Here is a 26,777-nt window from a genome sequence, read left to right on the forward strand (position 1 = left end):
GCCGGCACAGCAGCGCTATGCAGCTATCGCCAGTGGAGTTTGAAAAGCGTTATTTCCAGAGCTTGGAGAGTGTCTAGGAAAGCCGGGGCGATTCATACGAAGCCCTCAGTGATGGTGCGAGAGCGTAAGCGATTGACCAAATTCCTGACCAAAGATCAGGCTAAGGTTTGCCTCGCCCTCGATGCCGATCCAAGTCACCGGATCTTGTTCCATCTGATGGTTCGCACTGGTCTTCGCTCCTGCGAGGCGCGCACTTTCCCTTTCAAGTACGTCTTTAATCCTCGGCTGAAGAAGGGCCTCCGCCCTGGGCAAATGATCAGCGTGGCTCTCGAGCCATCGGACATGCATCTCAAGTACGGCCGCCCTCGAACAATTGACGTGCCTTGGTCGCTGATGGAGGAAATGTGGTCGTACACGCTTCATGAGCGCGAAGTACGGAAAGCGGCCGGCAACGGGCGCGCCACGGCCTTGGTGCTGACAAGGGAGGGGCGGCAGTACACGAAAGACTCCATCGTCGACGTGATGAAGGCGTATGAGCGCAAGTGCGGATTTTATGTTAGGGCCCACATGCTTCGTCATACCTATGGGACTTATACCCTTCTTGCCCTGAGGAAAAGCCGAGACTTTAAAGGAGAGCCATTGCTCTATGTCCGAGACAGGATGGGACACTCCGACGTTCAAACAACGATGGTGTACCTGCATCTCATTAATCAGCTAGAGGCTCAGTCTGTCCTTGCTCATGAAGACGAGATAGACATGATGTTTATGGCCGTCTCTACTCCAAGCATCTGAGGTACTACTGTTGGCCCGAAAGAAAAACTATAAAGCTGAAATGCAATCGGTCACTAAAGGATTCGAGACCGTAGAGAATGAGCTTAGAATCGATCTTCCGAAAAATCCCCGGAATGTAACTAAGATTGATCACTCTCAGTACATTGGGTTTGGCTTTGACGCATGGGCTATTCAGAGTATTCATGTAATCAGAGCACTGGTCAATGGAGGGAATTTCTCCCTGGCCACTCTTGTAGGGTACTCCAGCAATGGCCTTCGATATTTCATGGCCTTCCTGAAAAGCGGAACGATTGATTCTCCGCCGTCAACCCCGAACAGCCTGACCAAGCGGCATCTTGAGCGATATGTTTCGTGGCTTAAGCTCAAGTATCCAAACGGGTCAACTGCGAAGAACTATTACACGTCGCTGAAGTCATTGATCATCAGCCTAATTGAATACGGATTCGTTGAGGCGGATAAAGATGATCTACTTCCAGCCGTTCCTTTCCCCCATACCGCGAAATCGACCAATGACGCGAAGCCGCTCAGTCTCTCGGAAATGCAGGGGCTCATCACTGCGCTAAAGTCAGATTTAGTAGCCATTCATAAGGGCTTATTCTCTGGAAATGACGCCGAAGCAATGACGGTCTTATTGCTGATTACTGCGGCCAGATCTGGAATTAACACTACGCCGCTTCTGGAAATTTCTAGAGATGCACTCCAGCCGCATCCATTCATCCCCAATCTTCGGCTCTTGAACACCGTAAAAAGACGCGGCAAGGGTGCTCAGAGCAAAACCATTCGACAAACTGAACTGCATGACGGATATAACCCAATTCCTTTAGATGGGGTGGCTGTTGTAAATAAGGCTTTGGCAATTTCTGAGCCACTGGTTGGGTTTGCGCCTGAAAAGCTTAAGTCGCATGTTTGGCTTTACCGCGCCGGACAGAATGGGCATGGTCATAGGGTAGTCGCGCTGGCTTCCAGTACGCTATTTCAATCAACAAAGAGTATCTGTGCGCGGCATGCTTTGAAGGACGATCAGGGCCAACCGCTGATCGTTAATCTCAGTCGTCTTCGAAAGACTATGGAAAGTAGGCTTTGGAAGCTCAGCGGCGGCGACCTACTGGAGGTGTCCGCTGTGATGGGCCATTCCCCTAGCGTTGCTGATAACCACTATTTGAAGATAAATGACGAGATCAAGGTTGAGGGTGCCACCTTCGTAGGGGAAGCATTCACCGATCAGCTGCGTGGCATCAACGTCACACCGACACCCCCAGGAGGTTGCAAAGATAGCCTCTATGGAAGCCTGGCACCCAAAGATGGCGTTACCCATTGTTCCGAGTTCATTCATTGCTTGACATGTCCTAGTTACGCAATTGTAGGGACTCTCGGAGACTTGTATCGACTGTTCAGCTATCAGCAGTTTTTGCACGCTGAGATGGAGTATTTTTTAACGGATGAGTGGGCGGCATGGCGGAAACGCCAGGGCGATTTCATCAGGCTTATTGACGAGTTTACGTCTCGAAAATTCAAGATTGAACTGATCGAAGCGGCTAAAGCCAAAGCGAAAGCGTCCCCTCATCCGTTCTGGGGATGCAAGATTGAGTTTATGAGGAAAGTTCGAGGTGACGCTCTTGTCGGCTAATCGGAACTCTAGGGCCGCCCTTAAGGCCTATGATGTGCTATTCGCGCAACCTGTAACTGCCTCGGGCCTCAGCAAGGCTGAGCGTGATGCGATAGTTATTAGTGCCATTGTTAATGATCGTGGCGAAACTCTTGTATTAAGCCGCTTTGGCGATGCTCGCTGGGATCTTCGACCTTTCTTTGATCAATCTAACGTAAACGAGGGGCACAAGTACGTCAGTTGGGATTTTAATCTCCCACCTGAGATGATTGATGACTGCAAAGCAGTTGCGTATGCATGGTTCAAGAGAGGGCTTCCAGGGTCAAAGCCACCTGTCGCACGGGGTATTACAACTCTCGTCAGTGCCAGTGTCATTCCATTTATTCGTTGGCTTAGCGATTTAGAGCTTGAACGATTTTCCGATGTTCGGCCCATACACATTAGTAATTATATTCACCATTGCAAGTCAGAGTCGTTAAGACCAATGCCTCTTTATTCCAGGCTGCGGATAATTGACTTTTTATGGATATTCTCTGCCGAAACCCTTTCCCCTCTTCAGTGTTTTCCGTGGGGGGACTCGTCCCTGTGGCGAGTCAGCGGAATTGGAGAAGCAAGGGGTACTTCGGCTGCCAATAAGAATACGGGTAGAACGGATATAATTCCGCCAGATGATCAGGCGAAGATCTTCAACTATTGCGAGCAGATCGTTCATAAGACGAAAGAAGATCTGAAAGCCACCGGAATTGACACTTTCACTCGCCGCAGCCCCAAAATGATTCGTTGCCGCGATGCTGTTTTGTACATTGCATCCATTACCAGTGGCATGCGTAACGAAGAGGTCATCGGGATTGAAGTCGGTGCGTGGCGAAAAGAGGTAGTGGATGGCGTTACTTACTGCTGGGTAACCACGACCGAGCATAAAACGGGAAAGGGACGAGTCGACTATCTTGTCCCTGAGCTTACGCTGGATGCGTTGAATCTCTTCGCCATGTGCTCAACCCCCATGAGAAGGGAGCTCGAGGCGGAGTTGAGTGACCTTGAACTGTCATGCAATTCAGTTGACTCCGCTGATCTTTTGCTTCGATTGGAGAAAGCCAGAAAGGACTCGAAGAGACTGTTCCTCTGCTTGAATGGGTACGGCAACAAAGCCGAACGTGTTGGACACATCGAAGTGCTCAGCGCCGCAGGTTCCAATGAAGCCTTCAAGCGCGTCGCAAAAGCGGCTGGAAGTGATTGGCCATTGCGGACTCACCAGTGCCGTCGCACCTATGCCCGGTGCTTCGTTGAGTCTCGCATGGGGCGTACCTCGCTCGTCTTCCTCAAGTGGCAGTTCAAACACAGCAGTATGAGCATGACTCAGCTCTATGCCTCCAACCCCCTACAGGATCTCACCCTGTTCGATGAAATCCTCCAACAGATGACGGAATTCAAGATCGATCTCATCGAGTCGTGGTTGGATGATCAGCCACTTGCTGGAGGGGCGGGTGAGAGGATCATGGAGCTACGTGCCATTCCGATCAAAGATCGGAGTGCCTTGCTGGCCCAGACAGCCCCCCATGCAAACATTCGAGCGACTGGTCATGGCTGGTGCATCGCGACAGAACGGGGCTGTGGTGGGGCTGGTTTGTATGAGGCAACCCGTTGTCCTGGCTGCAAACACTCTGTGATTGACGAGACCTTTGCCACCACGTGGCAGGGGATCTACTCGCATCAGCTGGAGCTGATGGAAATCGACGATGCCGGGCCGGCTGTAAGGCAACGGGCAAAACGTGATATGCAGGTCGCATTCGACGTAATCAGCAGCCTTGGCCTGTCTCCTTTGGACGCTCGCGACAGTGACCCAACGCGAACTTGAAGGTGCCGACTTTGACCAATAAGCCAACTGCGCAACGATCCTCCGGACGCTCCAGACAGAAGACCTCGGAGATGCTCGATAAGGTCATCGACGGCATCCTTTCAACAAACGGAAAGCTGTCCATTTCTGGCGTAGCGAAAGCGGCAGGGGTCACTCCAGGTCTCATCCACAACACCTACCCAGCCGTGGCTGAACGCATTCGTGGTCTGATGGGGAAATCAGTCCGAGCACAGCGCGATTCGAAGCACCAAGCATTGTTGAAGGAGAGGGAGCTGAACAGAGCATTGCGCGCGGAGAACGCACAGCTAAGCCAGGATCTGGCTCGACTGGCCTCAGTGAATCAGACCCTGATTCTCGAACTAGCTCAACTGAAGGGCGTAGCTGTAACGGCTCGCATTTGAAAACCGCCGGGCTCGCAATCAACGCGATTCCCGGCTCAGATTAACTGCAACTAACGGAGCCGCCGGGCTCACATTAACTGCGAGCGAGCTTGCATTCAGCTGCACCGGCTTGCATTCCATCTCCGTGGGCTCACGCTTTCTGCAACTGAACACCCCCTCGCTCAGGCCGTCCAACAAACCAGGGTTTGTTGGACGGCCATCTCTCAGCAGGCAACCCTCGCACAAACCCGCATTGCTGACATCCAGCTACAGTCTCCATCTTTCAATATCCGACTACACTGGACTTTCACTGAATAGTTGGACAAAGCCATGCTGATTGGGTACGCCCGTGTCTCGACCGACGATCAACTCCTCGATCTTCAACGAGACGCATTGGAGAAAGCTGGTTGCGAGCGCGTGTTCGAAGACACCGCCAGCGGAGCCAAGGCCGAGCGGGTTGGTTTGACCGCCTTGCTGGCCACGCTACGCCGTGGCGACACCGTGGTGATCTGGCGCCTGGATCGCCTTGGCCGCTCGCTGAAGGATCTGATCCGGCTGGTTGAGCAACTGGACGCCGCCGGCGTCGGCTTGCGCAGCTTGCAAGAAAACATCGATACCGCCTCGATTGGTGGCCGCCTGGTATTTCACCTGTTCGGCGCCTTGGCTGAGTTCGAGCGCAACCTGATTCGCGAGCGCACCCAAGCCGGCCTATCCGCTGCGCGGGCCCGTGGCCGCAAGGGTGGGCGCAAGAAACGGCTCGATCCGGCCAAGCAAGAACTCGCCCTGCGTCTCTATCACGAGCGGAAACACACCGTGGCGGAAATCTGCCGGATGATGGGCATCGGCCGCTCTACGCTCTACAACTATCTCACCGAGGCCGAGCGTGATGCCCAGCGGGCGGCGTAAAGCCATCCCGACCGATTCGCTGATGCAGCTGCGGCAGCGGCTCGACCGCCTGCCGAAGAAAAGCCCAGAACGGGCCGCTCAGGTGACTGCGATAGCTGAGTTGTATGGCGTGTCCCCGAGCACTGTGTACCGGGCGCTGAACTTCATCCATAAACCCCACGCGGCCCACCGGGCCGATCACGGTAAACCGCGCGTGTTGCAGCAGGCTGAGCTGGAACGCTACTGCGAGCTGATTGCAGCGCTGAAACTGCGCACCACCAACAAGCAAGGGCGGCACCTCTCTACCCGCCGCGCCATCGAGCTGCTGGAAGACTACGGGGTGGAGACCATGCAAGGGTTGGTCAAGGCGCCTAAGGGTGTACTCAGTCGACCAACCGTCAACCGCTACCTATCCCTGTGGCGACTGGACCAACCGCGGCTGTTGCGGCAGCCGCCCGCGACGCGCTTTCAAGCGGCACACAGCAATGACTGTTGGCAGTTCGACCTGTCGCCCTCTGACCTCAAACACATCGACAAACCAGACTGGATCGATCCGGCCAGAGGTGAGCCAACGCTGATGCTTTTCAGCGTGGTGGATGACCGCAGTGGTGTGGCCTATCAGGAATACCACTGCGTATACGGCGAGGACGCAGAGTCCGCGCTGCGCTTCCTGTTCAACGCCATGGCGCCGAAGGCTGACCCCATCTTTCCGTTCCAAGGCCGCCCCAAGATGATCTACCTGGACAATGGCCCGGTGGCCAAGCGCCGAGTCTTCCAGAACGTCATGCAGTTGCTGGGCATCGAGTGGCAGACACACATCCCGGCCGGCAAGGATGGCACTCGTACCACAGCCCGCTCCAAAGGCAAGGTGGAGCGCCCTTTCCGTACCGTGAAAGAAGCCCACGAGACGCTGTATCACTTCCACAAGCCTGAAACCGAAGCACAGGCCAACGAGTGGTTGATGCGTTATCTGGTGCGCACCTACAACGCACAGGGCCATCGTTCCGAGCCGCATTCGCGGATCGAGGACTGGCTGGCTAACCTGCCCGCCGAGGGCCTCCGCGAAATGTGCACCTGGGAGCAGTTCTGTCGGTTCGCCCGCGAGCCTGAACGACGCAAGGTCGGCGTTGATGCCCGCGTCACTATCGACGGCACGGCCTACGAGGTTGAGCCGGACATGGCGGGCGAAACCGTGGTGTTGCTCTGGGGCTTGTTCGACGACGAACTCTATGCCGAATTCGACTGTGAGCGCTTCGGGCCTTACTACCCGGTCTCTGGGCCGATTCCGCTGCATCGCTACCGTGCCTTCAAGCGTGGCAAGGTGTATGAGCGGGCCGAGCGCATCCGTTCGCTGGCTGACCAGCTCGGCCTGCCGATTGCCGCACTGGCTGGTGACGATGTGCGACTGGCGCCGTCCGCGACAGCGGTGGAACTGCCGCGCCAACCATTCGACCCAGCGGCACACGAGTACCGGTTTCCCAGCGTGATCGCGGCTAAGCTCGCCGTTGCCGATGACTTGGCTCAGCCGTTAGCCAAGCTCTCGCCCGAGGATCAGGCATTCATCCACCAGGTGCTGAGCGAAACCCTGACACGACGCATCGTGTTGGAGCGCGTGCGGGGCTACTTCCGCCATAAGAAAACAGGAGAAGAACATGCGGGTTGAAGTGATGCAGCACTACGGACTGACGTTGCCACTGAACCAGGCCGGGTACTTTGAGACCGCCCACCACCAGCAACTGATCAAGGATATCAAGGCGGCGATCTTCGAAGGTCGGCTGATCGCGCTCTGCGGCGTCATTGGCAGCGGCAAGACCGTGATGCTGCGCCGGCTTCAGCAGGCGATGGAAGAGGAAAAGAAGATCACGGTATCCAAGTCGCTGGCGATCGAGAAACACAGCATCAAACTGGCCACCTTCATCGCCGCGCTCTTCTACGACCTTTCCACCGAGAAGCAGGTACGCATCCCGACCCAGGGCGAAAAACGTGAGCGTGACCTGCGCGAGCTGGTGAGGAAGAATAAGCGCCCGGTGGCCCTGTTCGTTGATGAGGCACATGACCTCAACGGCCATACGCTGACTGGTCTCAAACGTTTGATGGAGCTGGTAGAGGATGGCGACGGCCGACTGTCGGTGGTACTGGCCGGGCATCCCAAGCTGCGTAACGACCTGCGCCGGCCGACGATGGAGGAAATCGGCTACCGCACCGACATCTTCTCGCTCGACGGCATCGCCGGCAGTCAGCGCGAATACATTCATTGGTTGCTGGAAACCTGCACTAAAGGGAAGGTCGAACCCGAGTCGATCCTGAGTGAAGACGCCATAGACCTGCTCGCCACCAAGCTGCGCACACCACTGCAAATCCAACTGCACATCAGTTTGGCACTGGAAGCGGGCTACCTGACCGGCGAGAAGCCCGTTTCGGCGGAGCTGGTGGAATCGGTGCTGTCGCGCCAACTGGATGACCTGGAACCGACCCTGACGCGCCACGGCTACCGCATCAAGGATCTGGTGGAGCAGTTCGACGCCAGGCCTACCGAGATCAAGGCGCTGCTCAGTAACGCGCTTGACCCCGCGCGCGCTGCCGAGCTGCGTGACAAGATGCTGGCGGCGGGGCTGCCGATCTGATCACTGGCTAATTTCACGTTTTCGGGGTTGGGCAAAAATAGCCAACTTCGACGCTGCACTGCAAGTTCGCCAGTCTGTCGCTCCAACCGATCCTGCTGAGTGGCCTGTTCCTTCAGCAGTAGTCGGGCCTCGGTGAGCAGGCGCTCATTGTCGCGGTTCAACCGGGTCAGTTCGTCTTGTTTAACGATTAGCGTCTGCTGTAGCTGGTGAGCCTCCAGCTGCAGCACCTGCGCTTCGTGCCGGCGCTGCTCCTGCTCACGCTGATCCTTGCTTGTACGTCGGTAGTGCTCAAGTGAATCACGGGCATGTCGGTGTCCGGTTGGTCAGGCTTTCAATGCCAGTATTCGGCGCGCACCGTTCAGTACGATGAGGCCCACGACAGTACCAATCACCAAATCTGGGTAGGAAGAACCTGTCCAGGCAACCAATGCACCTGCTGCAATAACACCAATGTTCGCGAGCACATCATTGGCTGAAAAAATCCAACTCGCTTTCATGTGTGCACCACCTTCGCGGTGGCCATAGATCATCAAGAGACAGCTGACGTTTGCGACTAGTGCGACTGCGCCAATCCCCATCATCAGCATCGACTCAGGTTCGCTGCCGTAGAGGACGCGTCTAGCCACTTCCACGAGCACGCCCAGAGCCAACACGATCTGAAAGACCCCCGCCAGGTGGGCAGCCCGAACTTGAAGCCGTGCACTCCGGCCGACCGCATAGAGAGCCAGCCCATAGACGGCAGCATCAGCAAACATGTCCAACGAGTCGGCAACCAGGCCAGTCGACTGGGCGATCAAACCTGCACCCATCTCGATGACAAACATCGCGGCATTGATACCGAGCAGGATCTTCAGCGTGCTTGCCTCTTTCGAAGCAGTCAGCTCTTCATTGGCACTATTGGCCGAGGCTGCTTCCTGACTGGCCGGCTCAGTACCCAGCAACGCTGCACCCAGGCCAAGTGACTCCAGCTTGGTAGCGATCTGGTCAACCGCCCCGTCATGGAAAGCGCGTACCTGTCTGCTGGTCAAATCAAAGGACAACGAATTGAGCTCAGGCAAGCCATTCAGTGCGAGCCGAATCATTCGTTCTTCTGAAGGGCAATCCATCTTGGGTACAGAAAAACTGCTGACCCATGTTCCTTCATTCGAAGGCGCGGTTGCCGCTTCTGTGGTTGCCGAAACTGGGCCACAGCCACAGGACTTCTCACAAGAACTCATGATTCGCTTCTCCTATCGGGCTTTATTTTGTCGATTAAAAACCATATAGCAGGTATAGGGTCAAGCATGGATATACTGAGTTTTCACTCAGGAGAAGGCCATGCGCATAGGCCAACTTGCAAAGCTGACGGGGGCGGACATTCAGACGATTCGTTTTTATGAACGTCAGGGACTGCTCCCACCTCCTAACCGTCAGGACAATGGCTACCGAGCCTACGAAGCGGATCATGTGGAGAAACTGCTGTTCATTCGCCGATGCCGCTCTTTTGGCATGTCACTGGAAGAAATTGGTGTTTTACAGGGCTTTCAGGAGCAGCCGCAGCAACCATGCACGGCGATCAATACGCTCCTTGATAGACATATCGCCCAGGTAAGGGCTCAGATCGCATCCTTACATGCCCTCGAAAACCAGTTGGTGACGTTGCGGGGCTGCTGCGATGACGAACGACAAAGCCTGGACTGCGGAATACTTTCGGGTCTGGTGGAGGGCGGCACTCCACTTCTTCAATCCTGAGGTCGAAGACCCTGCTTTTGATCGAGGATCAAGCGGCAGACCTCTTTCCTATTCACGGCTTAAATTCTTTTTTTGCATCGCCTCAATCCATAGCGCTTGACCCTATTGCGACTACAGGGTGTTCACTTGGCACATCTGACCAAGGAGTATTTCATGTCCAGTTGCTGTGGCGATGACCCTAAGCCCACTACTTCCTCTGGGACTTGCGCCTTGCAGCAAGCCGGCCCGTCCCCATGCGGCTGCGCGTCTATGGGCGTCAGCTTGCTGGTTGTCCTGAATGGCCTTCGACCGCTGCGCAAGTGAGATCCAGATGAATACAGCCCTCCGCATTGCCATTGATGAAGCCTTCTCACGAGCAAAGCAGGCCCTCCGAGAAAAGGATGAAGCCGGAACCTTTCCCTGGTTGGAGCGGGCCCACATATTGAGCCAGCGAATGCCAGTCCTTCACGCTCGGAGCCATTGGCTGATGCTGAGGGCTGGCTGGCAGTTGCGCGACTATCGGGAGGTGCTCGGCCAAGTGCCTCGGATCATTGCGGCACTGCTGTTCTCCTGGATCTGGGTGCCACTCGGAAACACCGGGCGGGCCAGGGTTAGTGCTTTCGCGCCGATGCCCGTCTCCCAGGAGTTGCAGCGACTTCTTCAAGGAGAGTCGCGATGAGCTCTTCTCCTGAAAGGTCACTTTTCGGCGCTCCTTGGCTTTGGTGGTCGTTATCGCTAGCAATTGCGTTAGCCGACCAGGTGTTCAAGAGCACAATTGAGGGTTCGCTCCCGGTCGGCTCCGTGACTCCTATGGCCACGTTCTTCAATCTGGTTCATTTCTGGAATACCGGCGCTGCGTTCAGCTTCCTGGCTGACGCGGGCGGTTGGCAGCGATACGTCTTCATCGCCCTGGCCGTCATCATTTCGATAGTGCTCGCGCTGATCCTGCGTAAGCCCAGGCCCAAGAGCGAAGCGCTGGGCTATAGCCTCATACTGGGCGGTGCAGTTGGGAATCTGATTGACCGCGCATTCCGTGGTCATGTGATCGACTACCTGGATTTCTACTGGCAGTCCTGGCATTGGCCGGCGTTTAACCTGGCGGATATCGGTATCGTCGGTGGCGCCGCCATGTTGATCCTGAGCAGTTTGCTGAACCCAAAAGCGGAAGTGGACCGAGCCAGAGAATGAAAAGCTCGCCTTCGACGGACACAGTGCGCTGGGTAGGCCATGCATGGGTCGGACCCGGTATCGGAGTCTTTCATGGGCGTGCCGGTCACCAAGGCTGGCACCACCATCAGGCGCATCAGATCTCAGTGGGCCTCGATTCAACCGTAGCGGTCGAAACCCCGCTGGGTATTCATTCAGGGGCAGCCATCTTCATTCCGGCAGGCTTGAAACACCGGCTGAGCGCCGGTCGAGTTCTGTCGATCTATGTGGATGCGCTGTCCGAGGAAGCTCGTGCTTTGCGGGGTACCGAAGAAGCGAGGGTGATTGAGATCACGCCGGCGGATGTAGCGGCGATTATCGGCGCGCTGCGCGAGACAGGACACAGTGCTGTACAGCTGAAGGCTGGGGTGCGCCAGGCGCTGCGGCTACCCGACCCACCGATCTCAGATCCTCGCTTGACCAAGGTGATTGAAGCGCTGCGTAGAGGCCAAATGAGACGCGAAGAAATGGCCGCACTGGTGCATTTATCACCCACACGGTTTTCCCATTGGTTCGTGGAACAGACAGGTCTGCCGCTTCGCAGCTATGCGAAATGGTTACGTCTCACGCAAGCCCTACAGCACCTGGCCAAAGGGGGGCGGCTGACCGAAGCGGCGCATGAGGCGGGCTTTTCTGACTCGGCGCATTTCTCCCGAACATTCCGGACGCTGCTGGGCATCGATCCATCATCTGCCCTGGCTGAAGTCGATCTCCAGGAATCCTAGCTCTTTCGTTCAAGTCGAAAGCTGGAATCTCCGAATAGAGTCATGGCTCCATCACAGGGAGCTGAACGATGTCGACCTTTCTTCGATTTGTCATACGGTGGGTGAGCTATCCACTCGTGTTTGGTGGCGCTGCCGCCTTCATGATCTGGGCGCTGTATGCCGGCGTACCGTATTGGCCCACCACTCCCATAGCCGCCGCGATAGGACTGTTGAGCATCGCTGGCTTGGAGCGCATCCAACCTTTTCGCGAAGCCTGGCTTGAGGATCATCAAGACACCGCGACAGATCTGCTGCACATGCTGGTGAACCTTTCCGTCATTCAATTCACCGCGGAAATCCTGGCCAAACTTGGCGATGCGGTGCCGGCTTCGGTTCGTCTCTTTCCGATCGAGAGTCCGCTGTGGCTCCAGTTGCTACTGGTCGCTGCCGTGCTCGATCTGGGCCTGTACGCCATGCATCGAATTAGTCACCGAGTGCAATGGTTGTGGCGTTTTCATATGATTCATCACAGCGCCGAGCGGTTGTATTGGGTGAACGGGGAGCGACGCCATCCCCTGCACGCGGCGCTCATGGCCGGCCCGGGGCTGGTGATTCTGCTCGCATTAGGCGCCCCGTCTGCCGTAGTCGCCACCTGGTTTGGCATTCTGACCGTGCACTTGGCTTTCCAACATTCGAACCTGGACTACCGGCTTGGATGGCTGCGTCATTTGATCGGGGTTGCTGAAATTCATCGCTGGCATCACAAGCGCGACTTTGAAGATGCCCAGGTCAACTTTGGTGAGTTTCTGATGGTCTGGGATCGACTGTTCGGCACCTTCTTCGACAGTGCGGGGAAGCTAGGGGAGGCCGAGGTCGGGTTGCATGAAAAGGACTACCCCAAAGGCTACCTTGGGCAGTTCGCCGAACCCTTTGGGCTAGATCGTAGAAGCAAAGGCTAGCGGGTTCTCTTGCAGTGGCACGATGTCTCTGGATTGCTCTGGTTAGTTGCAGAAAGCGTGAGCCCATTGAGATTGAATGCGAGCCGAAGCGGCTGAATGCAAGCTCGCTCGCAGTTAATGTGAGCCCGAGGGCTTCGTCAGTTGCAGTTAATCTGAGCCGGGAATCGCGTTAATTGCGAGCCCGGTTGTTTTCAAATGCGAGCCGTTACACGTAGCCACTGGTAAGGTGGTTCTTCTGAGCAGTAAGCCGGCTTCCTAGCAGCGCTGGGGTGTGCCTCACCTCACTGTCCAGAGCTGATCTAACCGTGTGGTATAGCTTGGGCCGAGCATTTCCCGACACATCCCCAGTCAGGAGTCACCGGCACCCCGCCCAGGCGGAGCGTGCCTCGACCCCACTTGGAATTGATCCGATCCATCACCTGCATGACCTTCTCAGAGGCGACGGGCTGTACGGCGGCGATCACGATGTCACGAGAGCGACCGAGCAGATTGTCTCCATGCGCGACAAGGCTGACGCAATCCTAGTGGCGGAAACCGTCAAGAAGATTGAACAACTGGGCGCCACGGCGGCAGGCCGTGGCGAAGCGAAGCGCAGCCCGGCTGTCCGCCTGCAAGGTAGATATGTGCTACTCGACCAGATGCAACGTGGGCCCGCCCCACTGATGCACAAGGGCAAATAGCAGTACCAACCTAGGGCCTTTGCAAGTGCTCCTTTGCCCAGTCAGCGGCGCTCAATGAGCGCCGCTCTTTCCACCTTCAGACCGACAAACAGAGAGCCCTGACAAACGGGAAATCGTGGGCTAACGCGCGAAGTGCGGGCGGTCACTTGCTCGCTTGCAGCGAAACGATCAGCGGACAGCTCACTGTCCCTTGGCTCGCGCAACAGTCATCAACCAGCTGCGCCAAGACCGACTCGATCCGCTGAAGATCCGCGAGTTTCTCACGCACATCCTCAAGCTTCTGCTCGGCGAGCACACGCGCTTCGTCGCAGTGCGCGCCGTCGTCCAGTCGCAACAGTCCGGCCACTTCATCAAGGCTAAAGCCCAGCCGTTGCGCGGACTTCACGAATCTCACCCGTGCGACATCCGCCTCGCCATAGCGGCGAATGCTGCCGTAGGGCTTGTCCGGTTCGGGTAACAGCCCCTTGCGTTGATAGAACCGAATGGTTTCCACGTTAACCCCGGCTGCCTTGGCAAAGGCGCCGATGGTCAGGCTTTCCACCGCGTTGTGCATGCCGCTTGACCCCGTACCTAACTACGGAAATAACCTTAACCCATCGATCAACCACTCGGAAGGATGAACGTATGTCTGAATCGCGAAATGGGCGCGGTGCACTCCTCACTGGAGGTCTGGCGGCAATCCTCGCGTCCACGTGCTGCCTGGGGCCGCTGGTGCTGATCGCCTTGGGCTTCAGCGGTGCCTGGATCGGCAGCCTCACCGTTCTGGAACCTTACCGCCCGTTCTTCATTGGCGCGGCACTGGTTGCGCTGTTCTTCGCTTACCGGCGCATTTTCCGCCCGGCTCAAGTCTGCATACCCGGTGAGGTCTGCGCTGATCCCCAGGTAAGCACCATCTACAAGCTCGTTTTTTGGGTCGTGACGGCCTTGGTGCTGGTCGCGCTCGCTTTCCCCTACATCCTCCCCTTGTTCTACTAATCAGGAGTTGGTCATGAAAAAGCTGCTTGCCGCTCTCGCCCTCATTGCCGTGGTTTCCCCAGTGTGGGCCGCCTCCCAAATCATCACCCTGTCGGTGCCGGGCATGACCTGCGCCGCTTGCCCAATCACGGTGAAGAAAGCGCTGACCAAGGTCGAGGGCGTGACCAAGGCCGAGGTGAGTTATGAGAAGCGCGAAGCCATCGTCACCTTCGACGATGCCAAGACCAGTGCGCAGGCGCTGACCAAGGCGACAGAGGACGCCGGCTACCCGTCCAGCGTCAAGCAATAGGCGGGCATTCCGATGGCAAATTCTTTCAATCTGTTCACACGGATCGGTGACAAAGCCGGTTCCGTCGGCGTGCTGGTTTCCGCCATAGGTTGCGCCTCGTGCTTTCCCGCCCTTGCCAGCCTGGGCGCCACGATCGGACTGGGCTTTTTGAGCCAATGGGAAGGCCTGTTCATCACCACGCTGTTGCCGTTGTTTGCCGGCGTGGCTCTGCTCGTCAATGCCCTCGGCTGGTTCAGTCACCGGCAGTGGCGACGCGCTGCGCCTGGCCTGATCGGCCCGGCCCTGGTGCTGGTAGCGGTGTTTTTGATGCTGGCTCACGGCTGGCGGAGCGGCTGGCTGCTCTATATCGGCCTGGCCGTCATGTTTGGGGTGTCCATCTGGGACTTCGTGTCGCCCGCGCACCGCCGTTGCTCCCCGGCGTCCTGTCCGACGCCGCCAAACCAGTGAACCTGACAAGAGACGATTCAATGAGTAACGTTATGACCGAACTGAAAATCATTGGCATGACCTGCGCATCCTGTGTCGTGCATGTGAAAGAGGCCTTGGAGAAGATTCCGGGCGTGCATCGGGCGGATGTTTCCTACGCCAGTGGGAGGGCCGAATTGAAGGTCGACGAGGCCGTAAGCCGTGAACAAATGCAGGCCGCCGTCGAGGCCCTGGGGTATCGAGCGGCGTTCGAAGACATCACGCTACCTACCCGTCCCGGCCTGCTCGATAAGGCACGGGGCTGGCTGAGCGGTGGCACTGACGCCGGGAAAGAGGGTGACAGGCTTCACGTGGCGGTTATCGGCAGTGGTGGCGCCGCCATGGCGGCCGCGCTCAAGGCGGTAGAAAGGGGGGCCCGCGTCACCCTGATCGAGCGCGGCATCATCGGCGGCACCTGCGTCAACGTCGGCTGCGTGCCCTCCAAGATCATGATTCGCGCCGCGCACGTGGCCCATCTGCGCCGCGAAAGTCCGTTTGATGGCGGACTGCCCGCCACGCCGCCGCTTGTCTTGCGCGAACGGTTGCTCGCCCAGCAACAGGGTCGTGTCGACGAACTGCGCCACGCCAAGTACGAAGGCATTCTGGAAAGCACCCCAGCCATCACCGTGCTGCGTGGCTCCGCCCGCTTCCAGGACAGCCACACGCTCAGTGTGGAACTGGTCGAGGGGGGCGAGCGCATCGTGACCTTCGACCGCTGCCTGATTGCCACCGGCGCCAGTGCGGCCGTGCCGCCGATTCCCGGACTGCAAGATACCCCCTTTTGGAACTCGGAAAAGGCGCTGGCAAGCAGCAGTATTCCGCAACGGCTCGCCGTGATCGGCTCATCCGTGGTGGCCTTGGAGCTGGCGCAAGCCTTTGCCCGGCTGGGTAGCCGCGTCACCATCCTGGCGCGCAACTCGCTGTTCTTCCGTGAAGATCCGGCCATCGGCGCAGCGCTGACGGCGGCCTTCCGCCTGGAGGGCATCGAAGTGCTGGAACAGACGCAAGCCAGCCAGGTGGCCCATGCCAACGGCGAGTTCGTGCTGACCACCAAGCACGGTGAAGTGCGGGTCGACCAACTGCTCGTCGCCACCGGACGCACGCCCAACACCCACGGCCTGAACCTGGAAGCGGCCGGCGTGCAGCTGGATGAACGCGGTGCCATCCAGATCGACCAGGGCATGCGCAGCAGCAAAGCGGATATTTATGCGGCCGGCGACTGCACCAACCAGCCGCAGTTCGTCTATGTCGCGGCGGCGGCCGGCAATCGCGCGGCGATCAACATGACCGGCGGCGAGGCAATGCTCAATCTCGACACCATGCCGGCCGTGGTGTTCACCGATCCGCAGGTGGCCACCGTCGGCTTCAGCGAAGCGGAAGCGCACCAAGCCGGCCTCGAAACCGACAGCCGCACCTTGACCCTGGACAACGTGCCGCGCGCTCTGGCGAACTTTGACACACGGGGGTTCATCAAGCTGGTCGCCGAAACGGGCTCGGGCCGACTGCTGGGCGTGCAGGCAGTGACCCCGGAAGCGGGCGAGCTGATTCAGACGGCCGCCCTCGCCATCCGCGCCCGGATGACGGTGCAGGAACTAGCCGACCAATTGTTCCCCTACCTGACCATGGTCGAGGGCCTGAAGCTCGCGGCGCAAACCTTCAGTAAGGACGTGAAGCAATTGTCCTGCTGCGCCGGGTAAAGAATGCGAGGTGCAAACATGAACATTAAGACTAATGAACTCGGCAGGGGTGACAGCCTGCGCCAGACATGGCAGGTGATCAGCTTCTGGGGGCTGCCTGCCGTTGTCGCGACGCTAACCATTCTTCTGGCAGATCGACACCCCACGCTATTCCTGGCCGCAAGCGCCGCGCTGGCGGTGATGGGTGGCGCCTGCCTGGTCAATGCCGCACGCTGCCGCCGACTTCACTGCTACCTCACGGCGCCGTACTTCCTGTTGCTCGCGCTCGGCGGGCTGCTGGCTTATGGCTTCGACCCGCATGGCGAGCAGTTCTCCAGACTGTGGCTATTGCTGGCACTGGGGGCGGCACCCTTGCTCATCTGGCTGCCCGAGCGCCTGGCCGGCCGAAAGTACCTTGGCGCTCCAGGGTGCGGAGAAGGCCGGGAGTGTCGGTGATGTAGGCCCTCTCAGCAGCCCTGATTGGCCGGGAACGCTTCGGTCTCCGTAATAGTGCTGCGAGCCAAGGACGTTATGCGAGGACTCCGTGTGCTTTTCGGTTTCGCCTGCTCTTCCGAACAACCGAACGACTCCAGCCGACAACAGATGTGCACGCTCATGAAGTTCATTCAAAGTTTTTTGGGGCCTCGCGGCCCCAGGGACACGACATTCGAGGCGGGCAGCTAGTTGGCCGCATGGGGGTGGGTCGGACTGAAAAGCCCTGATTTAGGCTGCGAAGGACGAAAAATTGTTAGCGTAACAATATCGTTAAATATCAATATGTTATGCACTACTAACTGTTAGCGTCATTCAGATACAACGATGGCTGTGTGGTGAGCCGCAGCAATGAAGCCAAAGCGCTGGGCATCAAGATGGGCGAACCATTCTTCCAGGTGCGCCATCACGTCCTGGAGAACGGGCTGGAGGTGTGCAGCTCGAACTACGCGCTGTACGACAACCTATCGGCCCGCGTGATGCGCCTGCTGCGCGGCATGGCTCCGCTGCCACGCGGTGCCGGGCAACCTGCTCCGCCTTGACGGTTTTCGGGCAGCTGTCTGCCGCCTATGGCGGCAAGCTCTCAAGCGGCGCAGCCAGCGTAACCGACTCCAGTGGTCACGCTTTGGTCGTCTCGCAGACATCTACATACCGAAGCCCAGAACTGCACATCCCTATCCGGAGGAACGCTTCGCGTCACGAACCTGAGGCAGGAGCCGTATGCGGTAGTTCCGCACGTACGGATCTGTGCGGGGGGTGGCAGGTAACTGCCATCCCTACCGCGACCTCCGAATGGACTTGCGCGAGACTAGTTCATGGCAGGTCATCACTGGTGGTCCGCTCACGAGCTGAAATCTATTAGAGAAACGGTATGGCGGGAGAAATGCAGAAAGGCGAATGGCACTTGCGGTTTCTGGTTCACAATGCAATCATATTTGTCTGACAATCAGACGATGATTCTATGATCCAACTTGTCCGCCCAGATTCCCTTGTAGATCGCGTAGTGGCTGCTATCCGCGCCGAAATTAGCTCGGGCCGCTTGTCAGCAGACTCAAGACTCCCCACTGAGCATCAGCTTTCTGAACAGCTGAATGTTAGTCGATCGGTTGTGCGAGAGGCAGTTTCCCAGTTAAAGGCGGACGGCATTCTTGTGAGCCAGCGAGGGAACGGCTCTTTCATCTCGAGAACCCCGACCGGTACTGTGTTTCGCTTGCCTGGCACATCAAGGGGGGCAACTGACCTGGCCCAATTGTTCGAAATGCGATTGTGGATCGAAATTCAGGCAGCAAGCGTTGCCGCGGCTCGTCGGAACGCGGGTGATCTATTGAAGATGCGCAACGCGCTTGAGGTGATGCAAGAGCACCCTAACGACTTTACCAAGTCGTCTGCGGCTGATGTCGACTTTCACCAAGCCATAGTCGCCGCTTGTAAAAACGATTATTTCATGGCTTTCCATGATTTCTTAGGCGGGCAGCTTGCTCAGGGTAGGCTTATAGCATGGCAAAACTCCGCGCGGCTTCCGGGTGGCGCGCGCCCTGCCAGCAATGAACACACAATGATGTATCAAGCGATTGAGGCGGGGGACTCCCAGGCCGCTGCAGATTGCGCGCGCGCGCATTTAGAGTCTGCTGCCTTGCGGTTCGGGATCAAGCTGGGATAAGCCAAGCGCAGGCGCGCCAAGCTGTGGGTACGTAGGTCTGACAACCTGATTTATAATTTTATTTGTCTGACAACCTGATAATGGATGTAGATGTGACATACGACTATTGCGTGATCGGGGGCGGCATCGTTGGTTTGGCAACCGCGCTGGAATTGCTAAAAGCTCGGCCGGCGTCATCACTGGTACTGGTTGAAAAAGAAAATGAGCTTGCACGGCATCAGACAGGGCATAACAGCGGGGTAATACACGCCGGTGTTTATTACGCCCCAGGCAGTCTCAAATCAATGCTTTGCAAACTCGGTGCGCAAGCGACCAAAGAGTTTTGCGAAGCGCACGACATACATTACGAGACATGCGGAAAACTTCTCGTCGCCACAGATGCCGTTGAGCTGGCTCGCCTGGACGCGCTTGAGGAACGGTCACGTCTGAACCAGCTGGAGGTTGAGCGACTTAACGCACGCCAACTGCGGGAACGCGAGCCGAACATCGTTGGTCTGGGCGGTCTATTTGTCCCGAGTACGGGCATAGTCGACTATCGCCAAGTTTGCAGAGGCATGGCCAATGCCATCACTGCTGCGGGAGGAGAAATCCACTTGGGTCATACGATCATGTCGATCCAAGAGACACCCCTTCACGTCAATGTCAGCTCCGAACGCAGTAGCTGGACAGCATCGAAGCTAATCGTATGCGCGGGCTTGCAGTCTGACCGACTTGCATTACTCGCAGGACTGAAAATCGACCACCAGATCGTACCGTTTCGCGGTGAGTACTATCGCCTGCCAGCAAGCAAGAATGACATTGTCAATCACCTGATCTACCCCGTGCCAGACCCTGATCTTCCTTTTCTAGGTATTCACCTTACGCGGATGGCTGACGGCGGCGTCACCGTTGGCCCTAATGCTGTTCTGGGTTTTTCCAGAGAGGGGTACGAAAAATATTCCGTGAACATTCGCGACGTCACTACGTTCGCAGGCTTCCCCGGCTTTTGGAGAACGATCAGAGCCAACTTGGGATCCGGTCTGAAAGAGATGAGGAACTCTATCTTCAAAAAAGGCTACCTGGAGCAATGCCGGAAGTACTGTCCGTCGCTGACCATTGAAGACTTGCAACCTTGTGAAGCAGGCATCCGCGCCCAAGCAGTGATGCGCGATGGCACGCTCGTTCACGACTTCCTATTTCTGCAAACCGCCCGAATGCTACATGTCTGCAATGCCCCTTCGCCTGCCGCTACCTCCGCCATCCCCATCGGGGAAATGATCGCGAGGAAGCTGCTGAGCGCCTGATTTTTGTGCAGTAAGCACATGACAACAACAAGGAGCTTTCCAATGAATACAACTAGCGCTCTGACCCACAAAGAAACCAATGCTCATGGTTAGGCATTCACGTTCTGGATGTGGAAAGCACCATCAACCCGTCGATTCTGGCTCGGGTTAATCGGTCGGTGAGTGATGCCTTCAACCTTGGCGAAATGGGCGTAGACACCTGCGCTGTCAGTACAGAGAATCGCATCCGCGTCTATCAGCGGGCGTAGCCGCTCCCCTATGTGCTGTGCATCCAGCTTTTCCAACTTGAAGTCTGCCTGCTGACCACTGCGATCTCTTACCACCAGCACAGGAATTTGCTCGGCAGACAGTCCGCGTCGTTTGGCGCTGCCACCGCGCCGACGAGGCGGTCGAGGCAGTTCGCGTTGCCCCTTGAAGGACTCCAGGAAGAAGGTTTCATCTGCTTCAACAATGCCTGACGCGTGCTGGGTGCGGATTCCACGCCATTCGGACACTCAGCCCACGCTGATCCGGACACCTGTTCCACGGCCATTCGGACAGGCATTCGGAGCGCAGCGACGCAGGGGTTGCATTGTTAGTCTGAGGCGCTCGGCGCCGTCAATGTCTTCGCCTTCCGGCGCATCGATTCCCCCTTCAGATTGATCCGGTAGGCGTTGTGCACCAGGCGGTCGAGGATGGCGTCGGCCAGAGTCGGATCACCGATCAGTTCGTGCCAGTTGTCCACTGGCATTTGGCTGGTCGCGATGGTCGAGCGCTGGCCGTAGCGGTCGTCCAGTAGCTCCAGCATGTCGCGGCGCTGTTCAACGGTGAACGGGGCCAGGCCCCAGTCGTCGAGGATCAGCAGGTCGGTCTTGGCGTAGCTGCTCATCAGCTTGGCGAAACGCCCGTCGCCATGGGCCAAGCCCAACTCTTCCAACAGGCGCGGCAGACGCAGGTAGCGCACGCTGTAGCCGTCCCGGCAGGCCTGGTGTGCCAGGGCGCAGGCCAGCCAGGTTTTACCCACGCCGGTGGGCCCGTTGATAATCAGGTTGAGCCCGTCGCGCAGCCACTGGCAGCTACCCAGTTGCAGGATCAGCGCTTTGTCCAGCCCGCGCGGGCTGCGGTAGTCGATGTCTTCGAGGCAGGCGCTGTGCTTGAGCCGGGCCTGACGCAGGCGGCTGCTGAGGCGCTTGTCGTCGCGTTCGGTCAGTTCGCGGTCGACCAACAGGCCGAGGCGTTCTTCGAAGCTCAGGCTGTCGATGTCGGGGGTTTTCAGTTGCTCGGCGAGTGCCTTGAGCATGCCGGTCAGGCGCAGGGTCTGGAGTTTGTCCAAGGTCGGATGGGGCAGCATGGTGGGATTCCTTGGGGTCAGTGGTAGTAGCCGGGGCCGCGCAGGTTGGCGTGGTCGTCCGGCAGCAGGGGCAGGTGCTGCTGGGCCAGCGGCAGGTTTTCCAGCCCCTGGCGCAGGATCGATTCGAGGCTCTTGTAGCTGCACGCGCCGAGGCTGAGGGCGCGTCGGCAGGCCAGCTCCAAGCGCACTTCGCCATGGGTCTTGCCCAGGCGCAGGATGCCCAGGCAGGCCCGGTAGCCGTGAGTCGGGTGGATGCGCCGTTCGAGGATGTGGCTGATCACGCCGGCCGTGTTCGGCCCGGTCTGCTCAGCCCAGCGGATCAGCCGTTGTGGCGTCCACTCGGCGTGCTCGCGATGGCTCTTGGGCATGTGCTCGGCCTGTGTGCCCGATGTCGTGGCCGTATGCTGATGCTCCATTAAGCATGAATGCGGTCCAGCCTTGGACGAGATCGGCAAGCTCTGCGTGGGTCTCGGCCTGCAGTGGTGTTTCAACCGGCTGGCCTGCCCGGATCCGTTGACAGAGATCCAGCAGCCATTCGGGTACATCGGGGCTATCAGTGGCGGTATCCGAGCGTTGGTTATCCCCATAGGCCCCGGCGGGGTCTTCCAGATCGGTATGACCGAATATGTCGCCCCAGCTTGACGGGCGTATCGATTGGGAGACGAACGCTTGGCGGCAAGCGAAATTCACCAGTATCTGGGGCAGGCGCAGTTGCATCTGCATTCGCAGCAGATCTAGCAGCTCGGTCAGGCTGTGCGGTAGATCCTGTTCAGGTACGTCCCTGACCAAAGCGCCACGGTGATTGCCATGTACGAATCTTTGATGAAGGGGTTACCGGCTGCTGGAGACCTTGGTCAGTGAAAGCGGTGATGTGGATATCGGCCTGCGCGCCTATCAACACTTCCATCCGAGCGTGCTTCGTGTGAAAAGCTATGTCCTGATGTCCAGCCCAACGCTGGCCCAGGCGTTGCAGCGCCTGGCTGACTATCACCCGATGACCAGCGATGGCTCGCACATGTTTCTGGAGCGCTATGCCGACCGCCTCGAGTTGGTGGGCGTGGAGAACTCCACCGTTGCCCAGCGTGCGCCACGCGCGTTCATCGACGCAGGGGCCGCGTTGGTCTTGGCCATCGTGCATTGGCTCGCGTCCTTTCAGAAGCCGATGCCGCAGCGGCTTGAACTGACCTATCCAGAGCCGCAGGACAGCCGACAGTTGCACCGACTGTTCGGTGAAAACCTGTGCTTTTCCGCGCGGAGCAATTGCATGACATTCGGCCTGGAGGCCGGCGCGATCGAATTGCCCACCGCTGCCGCCGCGTTGCATACGTTGCACGTTGAATACGCCCAGGCGCAAATGAGCGAACAGGTAGATGGTTCGTTGGAAGCGCGGGTGCGGCGCATCCTTGCGGAGCAATTGAGCCAGTGCATCAGCCCCGGCCTGAGCAACGTGGCCGACCAGCTCGGCATGAGTCGGCGCAGCCTGCAGCATGGTCTGGTGCGTGACGAGGCGAACTTCACCTTGCTGCTCGACCAGGCACGTCAACGACAGGCTGCGAGCTTTCTGCGCAATACCACGCGCAGCCTCAAGTACATTTCGGCGCAACTGGGCTTTCGCGATCAGAGCAGTTTCCACAAGGCCTGCGTACGCTGGTTCGGTATTTGCCCAATCAGTACCGATTGATGCATGGTGATGGCGGAGCGACTTCCTGATTTTTTGCTTACCTCGTGATCCTTTCTGCTATGAGGTTTCGCTCACGACCGGGACAAGCCATTACACTCCAGTGGTCTTTTCCGGCCATGGGAGGGCGGTGTTAAGGTACATTGCGTGCAAAGTGATAATTAGACTGCGCGCATACCCGTGGAGCTGCAGGACGAGTGCCCGTAACACCGACAAGGTGACCAATTCGAAAACAATAATGATGAAAAAGCACCTCAACGATCAGCTATTCGAAATCATCGCGACGAGCATCAAGAGCAAGCGACTGAAAGCCGGCACCTTGTTGCTGGAGGGACCCTTGGCGGAGCTTTTCGGCGTCAGTCGGTCACCCGTGCGCCAGGCGCTGCTCAACCTGCATCAGGCAGGTCTGGTCTGCAAGTTCGACGGCCGTGGTTATCTGGTCGGGGCGCAGCCTGGCAAGGTGCTGCGGCGCAAGCTGGAGGCGAGCGATTTCAAACTGACGGATGATCGCGCTCAGGCTCCGCGCAAGACGGAAACCTGGAAGTCCGTCTACGATCAGATCGAACGTGACTTGCTGCACCAGTCGCTGTTCGGTACCTATCGCATCAACGAGCTCGAACTGTCCCGCCATTACGCCATTAGCCGCACGGTCTCCAGCCAGGTGCTCACGCGCTTTTCGCTGATGGGGTTGGTCGAGCGCGACGAGCGCTCCCGTTGGCAGCTCGGGCAGTGGGACGAGGCGCGTTTGGCTGAACTGTACGAAGTGCGTCGGCGCCTGGAGCCCTATGTGCTGGTGCGCGCAGCGGAGTTCATCAAGCCCGAGCGGATCGAGGGGTACATCGAGCGTCTGCACCAGGCCATGGCGCTCTACCCAGACATGGACAGTCGCCAGTTCGACGATCTGGAAAGCGACCTGCACATCGAAACGCTCGGCTGCTGCCCCAACCGGCAGATGTTGCAGATCCTGCGGCGTACCCACTCGTTGCTGCTGTCGGGTAAGCACATCCTGCTGGACAAGAGCTACTTCCCCGATGAAGAACCCTTCTTCCGTGAGCACCTAAGCATCTTCGAGAATCTGCACGCCGGGCGGGCCGACCTGGCGGCGCGGAGCATGGAGGAGCACCTGGTTACCGCCGAGCGCAAGGTCAAGCAACGCGTGGCGTACTTCCGCGAGCACAACCGCATCGCGGCCGTGCCCTACCTGGAGTTGCAGGACTGAGGGGCGGTCAGGTGATCGCACCCACCTGCCACGGCACGAACTCGTTGTCACCGTAGTTGTACAGCTCGCTCTTGGACGGCTCGCCCGAGGCGATCTCGATGATGATGTCGAAGATCTTCTGCCCGGCTTCGGCGATGCTCAGTTCGCCGTCGACGATACCGCCGCAGTTGATGTCCATGTCCTCTTCCAGCTTGCGATACATCTCGGTGTTGGTCGCCAGCTTGATGCACGGTGCGGGCTTGAAGCCGGACACCGAACCGCGCCCGGTGGTGAAGCAGATCATGTTGGCGCCGGAGGCCACCTGGCCGGTCACCGACACCGGATCGTAGCCGGGGCTGTCCATGAACACGAAGCCGCGCTCGGTGATCGGTTCACCCCACTCATACACGCCGTTGAGCGAGCTGGTACCGCCCTTGGCCGCAGCGCCCAGGGATTTTTCCAGGATGGTGGTGAGGCCGCCGGCCTTGTTGCCGGGCGAGGGGTTGTTGTTCAGCTCGGCGCCGTTGATGCGCGTGTACTCCTCCCACCAGCTCAGGCGGTCGAGCAGTTTCTGGCCGACTTCATGACTGATCGCTCGGGCGATCAACAGGTGCTCGGCGCCGTAGATTTCCGGCGTTTCGCTGAGAATCGCGGTACCACCGTGCTGGGCCAGCAGGTCGGCGGCGTAGCCCAGCGCCGGGTTGGCGGTGATGCCGGAGTAGCCGTCCGAGCCGCCGCACTGCATGCCGACCATGATGTGCTCGACGCTTTCCGAGGTGCGTTCCAGGCGGCCGATGGCCTCGAGCATATCGGTCACCTGCTCGATGGCGCGCTGGATGCTGGCACGGGTGCCGCCAGCGTTCTGGATGTTGAAGACGCGGAAGTTCGGCCCTTCGCTGATGTTGTAGCGCTTCATCAGCGAGGAAATCTGGTTGGTCTCGCAGCCCAGGCCGATCACCAGCGCGCCGGCGATGTTGGGGTTGCAGGCGTAACCCCAGATGCTGCGCTCGAGGAACTTGAAGCCTTCCGACTCGGTGTTGATCGCGCAGCCGCTGCCGTGGGTCAGCGCCACCACGCCATCGATGTTGTAGCGCTTGAGCAGCTCCGAGCCGTTGAAGTGCGCGGCCACCGCGCGTGACACGGTCGCTGAGCAGTTCACTGTCGACAGAATGCCGATGTAGTTGCGCGTGCCGACGCGGCCGTCCGGGCGGCGATAGCCCATGAAGCGGCGGCGTTGTTCCGGCGGCAGCACTGGCGTGCGTTCGATGGTCGGTGGCAGTTCACTGCTGGCGTGGCTTTGCGGCATCGACACGTTGTGTGTGTGCACGTGGGCGCCGGCGGCAATGTCCTGGCTGGCGGTGCCGATGACCTGGCCGTACTTGAGCACGGCCTCGCCGGCGGCGATGGCGCGGCGGGCAATCTTGTGCCCGGCGGGGATGTCGTCCACGGCGGTCAGGCCGAGCTTTTCCACATGGCTGTTACGGGCCAGGGCACGGCGGGCGACGGCCACGGAATCGATGTCGCTGAGGATAACCACGGTCGGGCTATTGGTGATGAGTTGCATGGCTCGTTCTCATTGTTGTTGTGATCGACTGCTGACGATACTGACGAAAATGAACATTGCACGCAATAAATTCCGGTGTTAGTGTCAGCGCCACACAGCTGCTCGACAGCACACAAAAACAACAATGTGAGGCCTACCTGATGGATCGTTCCCATCACTCGGGGCGCGTCGGCGCCCAGCCGCTTCCCTGTCCATCCGCCCCTGCCGCCTACCTCTGGGGCGCGCGCCATGCATAAACTCATCGAGGGTTACTTCACCCTGCTCAAGGTGCTGGGCATCATCTGCCTGGTGACCATGGTGGTGCTGGTGTTCGGCAACGTCATGCTGCGTTATGGCTTCAACGAAAGCATCCTGGTGTCCGAAGAGGTTTCACGCTGGGCCTTCGTCTGGCTGACCTTCATCGGCGCGGTGATTTTGCTGCGCGAGCGTGGCCACATGGGTGTCGACCTTGCCTTGCGTGCCTTGCCGAGCTGGGGCGAGCGTGGCTGCCTGATCCTCTCGCAGTTGCTCATGCTGGCCTGCTCGGGGCTGTTCTTCTGGGGCAGTTGGCAGCAGGTCGAGATCAACTGGAACATGCCGTCACCCGTCACCGGCTGGTCGATGGGGATGTTCTATGCCTCGGGCGTGTTCTTCGGCCTGTCGGCCTGCCTCATTCATCTCTACGAGATCGCACGGTTGGCCGTCGGCGGCGAAATCCATCGCCCGGACATTTCCGCCGAGATCCATCAGTAGTACGCCCGCTGGCCTGCGCCTGCCACGGGTGGGC

Annotated in this window: 27 protein-coding genes and 5 pseudogenes; 24 read left to right on the forward strand and 8 right to left on the reverse strand. The window is 58.5% G+C overall.

Going from position 1 to position 26,777, the window contains the following annotated elements; translation table 11 throughout:
• Positions 1-87 precede the first annotated feature (87 nt).
• The 7 genes and pseudogenes from ACIGFL_RS17555 to ACIGFL_RS17585 form a co-directional block, all read left to right on the forward strand.
• A pseudogene (locus ACIGFL_RS17555) lies at positions 88-792 on the forward strand (tyrosine-type recombinase/integrase); the annotation flags it as partial.
• Positions 793-802: 10 nt separating this feature from the next.
• Entirely contained in the window at positions 803-2,419 is a 1,617-nt protein-coding gene (locus tag ACIGFL_RS17560; protein WP_397498003.1) for a hypothetical protein, read from the forward strand.
• Entirely contained in the window at positions 2,400-4,253 is a 1,854-nt protein-coding gene (locus ACIGFL_RS17565) for a site-specific integrase (protein ID WP_010794483.1), read from the forward strand. Before ACIGFL_RS17560 ends, ACIGFL_RS17565 begins: the two co-directional genes overlap by 20 nt.
• A gap of 71 nt (positions 4,254-4,324) precedes the next feature.
• Positions 4,325-4,654: a TetR family transcriptional regulator gene (locus ACIGFL_RS17570; protein WP_195883221.1), complete on the forward strand. Its 330-nt coding sequence runs from the start codon at positions 4,325-4,327 to the stop codon at positions 4,652-4,654.
• A 309-nt stretch (positions 4,655-4,963) separates the two neighbouring features.
• Entirely contained in the window at positions 4,964-5,539 is a 576-nt protein-coding gene (locus ACIGFL_RS17575) for a recombinase family protein (RefSeq protein ID WP_195883222.1), read from the forward strand.
• A gap of 4 nt (positions 5,540-5,543) precedes the next feature.
• Complete coding sequence (locus ACIGFL_RS17580) at positions 5,544-7,181, forward strand: IS481 family transposase (protein ID WP_254348506.1); 1,638 nt, start codon at positions 5,544-5,546, stop codon at positions 7,179-7,181.
• The gene (locus ACIGFL_RS17585) at positions 7,171-8,142 is read left to right on the forward strand and encodes an ExeA family protein (RefSeq protein ID WP_195883223.1); all 972 of its coding nucleotides are present in this window, start codon (positions 7,171-7,173) and stop codon (positions 8,140-8,142) included. The genes ACIGFL_RS17580 and ACIGFL_RS17585 overlap by 11 nt, the downstream gene beginning before the upstream one ends.
• Positions 8,143-8,207: 65 nt before the next feature.
• On the opposite strand, the pseudogene ACIGFL_RS17590 reads toward ACIGFL_RS17585, so the two are convergent.
• Positions 8,208-8,456: pseudogene (locus tag ACIGFL_RS17590) on the reverse strand (cointegrate resolution protein T); the annotation flags it as partial.
• A 9-nt stretch (positions 8,457-8,465) separates the two neighbouring features.
• The gene (locus ACIGFL_RS17595) at positions 8,466-9,362 is read right to left on the reverse strand and encodes a cation transporter (protein WP_375136126.1); all 897 of its coding nucleotides are present in this window, start codon (positions 9,360-9,362) and stop codon (positions 8,466-8,468) included.
• A 97-nt stretch (positions 9,363-9,459) separates the two neighbouring features.
• Between ACIGFL_RS17595 and cadR the strand changes: the two genes are divergently transcribed.
• The 5 genes from cadR to ACIGFL_RS17620 all read left to right on the forward strand — a co-directional run bounded on the left by cadR (position 9,460) and on the right by ACIGFL_RS17620 (position 12,721).
• Entirely contained in the window at positions 9,460-9,873 is a 414-nt protein-coding gene (cadR, locus tag ACIGFL_RS17600; RefSeq protein WP_107320920.1) for a Cd(II)/Pb(II)-responsive transcriptional regulator, read from the forward strand.
• A gap of 310 nt (positions 9,874-10,183) precedes the next feature.
• Positions 10,184-10,531, forward strand: coding sequence for a DUF3703 domain-containing protein (locus tag ACIGFL_RS17605; protein ID WP_107320934.1), 348 nt, complete (start codon positions 10,184-10,186; stop codon positions 10,529-10,531).
• Entirely contained in the window at positions 10,528-11,040 is a 513-nt protein-coding gene (lspA, locus tag ACIGFL_RS17610; protein WP_107320919.1) for a signal peptidase II, read from the forward strand. Before ACIGFL_RS17605 ends, lspA begins: the two co-directional genes overlap by 4 nt.
• Positions 11,037-11,783 carry an AraC family transcriptional regulator gene (locus ACIGFL_RS17615; RefSeq protein WP_107320918.1) on the forward strand — a complete coding sequence of 249 codons (747 nt, stop codon included), beginning with the start codon at positions 11,037-11,039 and terminating at the stop codon, positions 11,781-11,783. Before lspA ends, ACIGFL_RS17615 begins: the two co-directional genes overlap by 4 nt.
• A 68-nt stretch (positions 11,784-11,851) precedes the next feature.
• Complete coding sequence (locus ACIGFL_RS17620; RefSeq protein WP_107320917.1) at positions 11,852-12,721, forward strand: sterol desaturase family protein; 870 nt, start codon at positions 11,852-11,854, stop codon at positions 12,719-12,721.
• Positions 12,722-12,997: 276 nt separating this feature from the next.
• On the opposite strand, the pseudogene ACIGFL_RS17625 reads toward ACIGFL_RS17620, so the two are convergent.
• Positions 12,998-13,185 (reverse strand): annotated as a pseudogene (locus ACIGFL_RS17625) (DUF4113 domain-containing protein); the annotation flags it as partial.
• 33 nt (positions 13,186-13,218) lie between these two features.
• Between ACIGFL_RS17625 and ACIGFL_RS17630 the strand changes: the two are divergent.
• On the forward strand, positions 13,219-13,401 hold the full coding sequence (locus ACIGFL_RS17630; protein ID WP_008567184.1) for a hypothetical protein: 183 nt from the start codon (positions 13,219-13,221) through the stop codon (positions 13,399-13,401).
• A gap of 142 nt (positions 13,402-13,543) precedes the next feature.
• Here the strand turns inward: ACIGFL_RS17630 and merR are convergent, their stop codons facing one another.
• Complete coding sequence (gene merR / locus ACIGFL_RS17635; RefSeq protein ID WP_008567182.1) at positions 13,544-13,954, reverse strand: Hg(II)-responsive transcriptional regulator; 411 nt, start codon at positions 13,952-13,954, stop codon at positions 13,544-13,546.
• 71 nt (positions 13,955-14,025) lie between these two features.
• Here merR and merT point away from each other — a divergent pair, with 71 nt between their 5' ends.
• The 8 genes from merT to lhgO all read left to right on the forward strand — a co-directional run bounded on the left by merT (position 14,026) and on the right by lhgO (position 20,241).
• On the forward strand, positions 14,026-14,376 hold the full coding sequence (gene merT, locus ACIGFL_RS17640; protein WP_008567181.1) for a mercuric ion transporter MerT: 351 nt from the start codon (positions 14,026-14,028) through the stop codon (positions 14,374-14,376).
• Between the two features lie 13 nt (positions 14,377-14,389).
• Positions 14,390-14,665: a mercury resistance system periplasmic binding protein MerP gene (merP, locus tag ACIGFL_RS17645; RefSeq protein WP_008567180.1), complete on the forward strand. Its 276-nt coding sequence runs from the start codon at positions 14,390-14,392 to the stop codon at positions 14,663-14,665.
• 12 nt (positions 14,666-14,677) lie between these two features.
• Positions 14,678-15,112 (forward strand): organomercurial transporter MerC, encoded by a 435-nt coding sequence (gene merC, locus ACIGFL_RS17650; protein WP_008567179.1) that lies wholly within the window; start codon positions 14,678-14,680, stop codon positions 15,110-15,112.
• Positions 15,113-15,144: 32 nt separating this feature from the next.
• Positions 15,145-16,827, forward strand: coding sequence for a mercury(II) reductase (gene merA / locus ACIGFL_RS17655; RefSeq protein WP_008567178.1), 1,683 nt, complete (start codon positions 15,145-15,147; stop codon positions 16,825-16,827).
• Between the two features lie 18 nt (positions 16,828-16,845).
• Positions 16,846-17,262, forward strand: coding sequence for a hypothetical protein (locus ACIGFL_RS17660; protein ID WP_008567175.1), 417 nt, complete (start codon positions 16,846-16,848; stop codon positions 17,260-17,262).
• 374 nt (positions 17,263-17,636) lie between these two features.
• Positions 17,637-17,840 (forward strand): hypothetical protein, encoded by a 204-nt coding sequence (locus tag ACIGFL_RS17665; protein ID WP_397498004.1) that lies wholly within the window; start codon positions 17,637-17,639, stop codon positions 17,838-17,840.
• Positions 17,841-18,259: 419 nt separating this feature from the next.
• A complete protein-coding gene (locus tag ACIGFL_RS17670) occupies positions 18,260-18,958 on the forward strand; it encodes a FadR/GntR family transcriptional regulator (RefSeq protein ID WP_397498005.1) in 699 nt (232 codons plus the stop codon).
• A gap of 92 nt (positions 18,959-19,050) precedes the next feature.
• Positions 19,051-20,241, forward strand: a complete 1,191-nt coding sequence (lhgO, locus tag ACIGFL_RS17675; protein WP_397498006.1) for an L-2-hydroxyglutarate oxidase — start codon at positions 19,051-19,053, stop codon at positions 20,239-20,241.
• 92 nt (positions 20,242-20,333) lie between these two features.
• Here the strand turns inward: lhgO and ACIGFL_RS17680 are convergent.
• The 3 genes and pseudogenes from ACIGFL_RS17680 to ACIGFL_RS17690 form a co-directional block, all read right to left on the reverse strand.
• Positions 20,334-20,714, reverse strand: a pseudogene (locus tag ACIGFL_RS17680) (IS1595 family transposase); the annotation flags it as partial.
• Between the two features lie 101 nt (positions 20,715-20,815).
• Positions 20,816-21,571 (reverse strand): IS21-like element helper ATPase IstB, encoded by a 756-nt coding sequence (gene istB, locus ACIGFL_RS17685; protein ID WP_317527411.1) that lies wholly within the window; start codon positions 21,569-21,571, stop codon positions 20,816-20,818.
• Between the two features lie 17 nt (positions 21,572-21,588).
• A pseudogene (locus ACIGFL_RS17690) lies at positions 21,589-21,954 on the reverse strand (IS21 family transposase); the annotation flags it as partial.
• 488 nt (positions 21,955-22,442) lie between these two features.
• Here ACIGFL_RS17690 and ACIGFL_RS17695 point away from each other — a divergent pair.
• Together ACIGFL_RS17695 and ACIGFL_RS17700 are read left to right on the forward strand one after the other, a co-directional pair.
• A complete protein-coding gene (locus ACIGFL_RS17695; RefSeq protein WP_397498007.1) occupies positions 22,443-23,252 on the forward strand; it encodes an AraC family transcriptional regulator ligand-binding domain-containing protein in 810 nt (269 codons plus the stop codon).
• Between the two features lie 235 nt (positions 23,253-23,487).
• Positions 23,488-24,468, forward strand: coding sequence for a GntR family transcriptional regulator (locus ACIGFL_RS17700; protein ID WP_397498008.1), 981 nt, complete (start codon positions 23,488-23,490; stop codon positions 24,466-24,468).
• A 7-nt stretch (positions 24,469-24,475) separates the two neighbouring features.
• Here the strand turns inward: ACIGFL_RS17700 and ACIGFL_RS17705 are convergent, their stop codons facing one another.
• The gene (locus ACIGFL_RS17705; RefSeq protein ID WP_397498009.1) at positions 24,476-26,011 is read right to left on the reverse strand and encodes a UxaA family hydrolase; all 1,536 of its coding nucleotides are present in this window, start codon (positions 26,009-26,011) and stop codon (positions 24,476-24,478) included.
• A 228-nt stretch (positions 26,012-26,239) separates the two neighbouring features.
• On the opposite strand from ACIGFL_RS17705, the gene ACIGFL_RS17710 reads away from it, so the two are divergent.
• Positions 26,240-26,743: a TRAP transporter small permease gene (locus ACIGFL_RS17710; protein WP_397498010.1), complete on the forward strand. Its 504-nt coding sequence runs from the start codon at positions 26,240-26,242 to the stop codon at positions 26,741-26,743.
• Positions 26,744-26,777 lie beyond the last annotated feature (34 nt).

The sequence above is a fragment of the Pseudomonas sp. NPDC077649 genome, assembly GCF_044542855.1.
Taxonomy (GTDB): Bacteria; Pseudomonadota; Gammaproteobacteria; order Pseudomonadales; family Pseudomonadaceae; genus Aquipseudomonas.

Coding starts and splice junctions, on each gene's coding strand:
- ACIGFL_RS17615 (WP_107320918.1), top strand. CDS start 11,037: ATGAAAAGCTCGCCTTCGACGGACACAGTGCGCTGGGTAGGCCATGCA.
- ACIGFL_RS17660 (WP_008567175.1), top strand. CDS start 16,846: ATGAACATTAAGACTAATGAACTCGGCAGGGGTGACAGCCTGCGCCAG.
- ACIGFL_RS17570 (WP_195883221.1), top strand. CDS start 4,325: ATGCTCGATAAGGTCATCGACGGCATCCTTTCAACAAACGGAAAGCTG.
- ACIGFL_RS17630 (WP_008567184.1), top strand. CDS start 13,219: ATGCGCGACAAGGCTGACGCAATCCTAGTGGCGGAAACCGTCAAGAAG.
- ACIGFL_RS17670 (WP_397498005.1), top strand. CDS start 18,260: ATGATCCAACTTGTCCGCCCAGATTCCCTTGTAGATCGCGTAGTGGCT.
- ACIGFL_RS17605 (WP_107320934.1), top strand. CDS start 10,184: ATGAATACAGCCCTCCGCATTGCCATTGATGAAGCCTTCTCACGAGCA.
- ACIGFL_RS17710 (WP_397498010.1), top strand. CDS start 26,240: ATGCATAAACTCATCGAGGGTTACTTCACCCTGCTCAAGGTGCTGGGC.
- merP (WP_008567180.1), top strand. CDS start 14,390: ATGAAAAAGCTGCTTGCCGCTCTCGCCCTCATTGCCGTGGTTTCCCCA.
- cadR (WP_107320920.1), top strand. CDS start 9,460: ATGCGCATAGGCCAACTTGCAAAGCTGACGGGGGCGGACATTCAGACG.
- ACIGFL_RS17620 (WP_107320917.1), top strand. CDS start 11,852: ATGTCGACCTTTCTTCGATTTGTCATACGGTGGGTGAGCTATCCACTC.
- ACIGFL_RS17700 (WP_397498008.1), top strand. CDS start 23,488: ATGATGAAAAAGCACCTCAACGATCAGCTATTCGAAATCATCGCGACG.
- merT (WP_008567181.1), top strand. CDS start 14,026: ATGTCTGAATCGCGAAATGGGCGCGGTGCACTCCTCACTGGAGGTCTG.
- lspA (WP_107320919.1), top strand. CDS start 10,528: ATGAGCTCTTCTCCTGAAAGGTCACTTTTCGGCGCTCCTTGGCTTTGG.
- ACIGFL_RS17585 (WP_195883223.1), top strand. CDS start 7,171: ATGCGGGTTGAAGTGATGCAGCACTACGGACTGACGTTGCCACTGAAC.
- merR (WP_008567182.1), bottom strand. CDS start 13,954: ATGCACAACGCGGTGGAAAGCCTGACCATCGGCGCCTTTGCCAAGGCA.
- ACIGFL_RS17575 (WP_195883222.1), top strand. CDS start 4,964: ATGCTGATTGGGTACGCCCGTGTCTCGACCGACGATCAACTCCTCGAT.
- merA (WP_008567178.1), top strand. CDS start 15,145: ATGACCGAACTGAAAATCATTGGCATGACCTGCGCATCCTGTGTCGTG.
- ACIGFL_RS17705 (WP_397498009.1), bottom strand. CDS start 26,011: ATGCAACTCATCACCAATAGCCCGACCGTGGTTATCCTCAGCGACATC.
- merC (WP_008567179.1), top strand. CDS start 14,678: ATGGCAAATTCTTTCAATCTGTTCACACGGATCGGTGACAAAGCCGGT.
- istB (WP_317527411.1), bottom strand. CDS start 21,571: ATGCTGCCCCATCCGACCTTGGACAAACTCCAGACCCTGCGCCTGACC.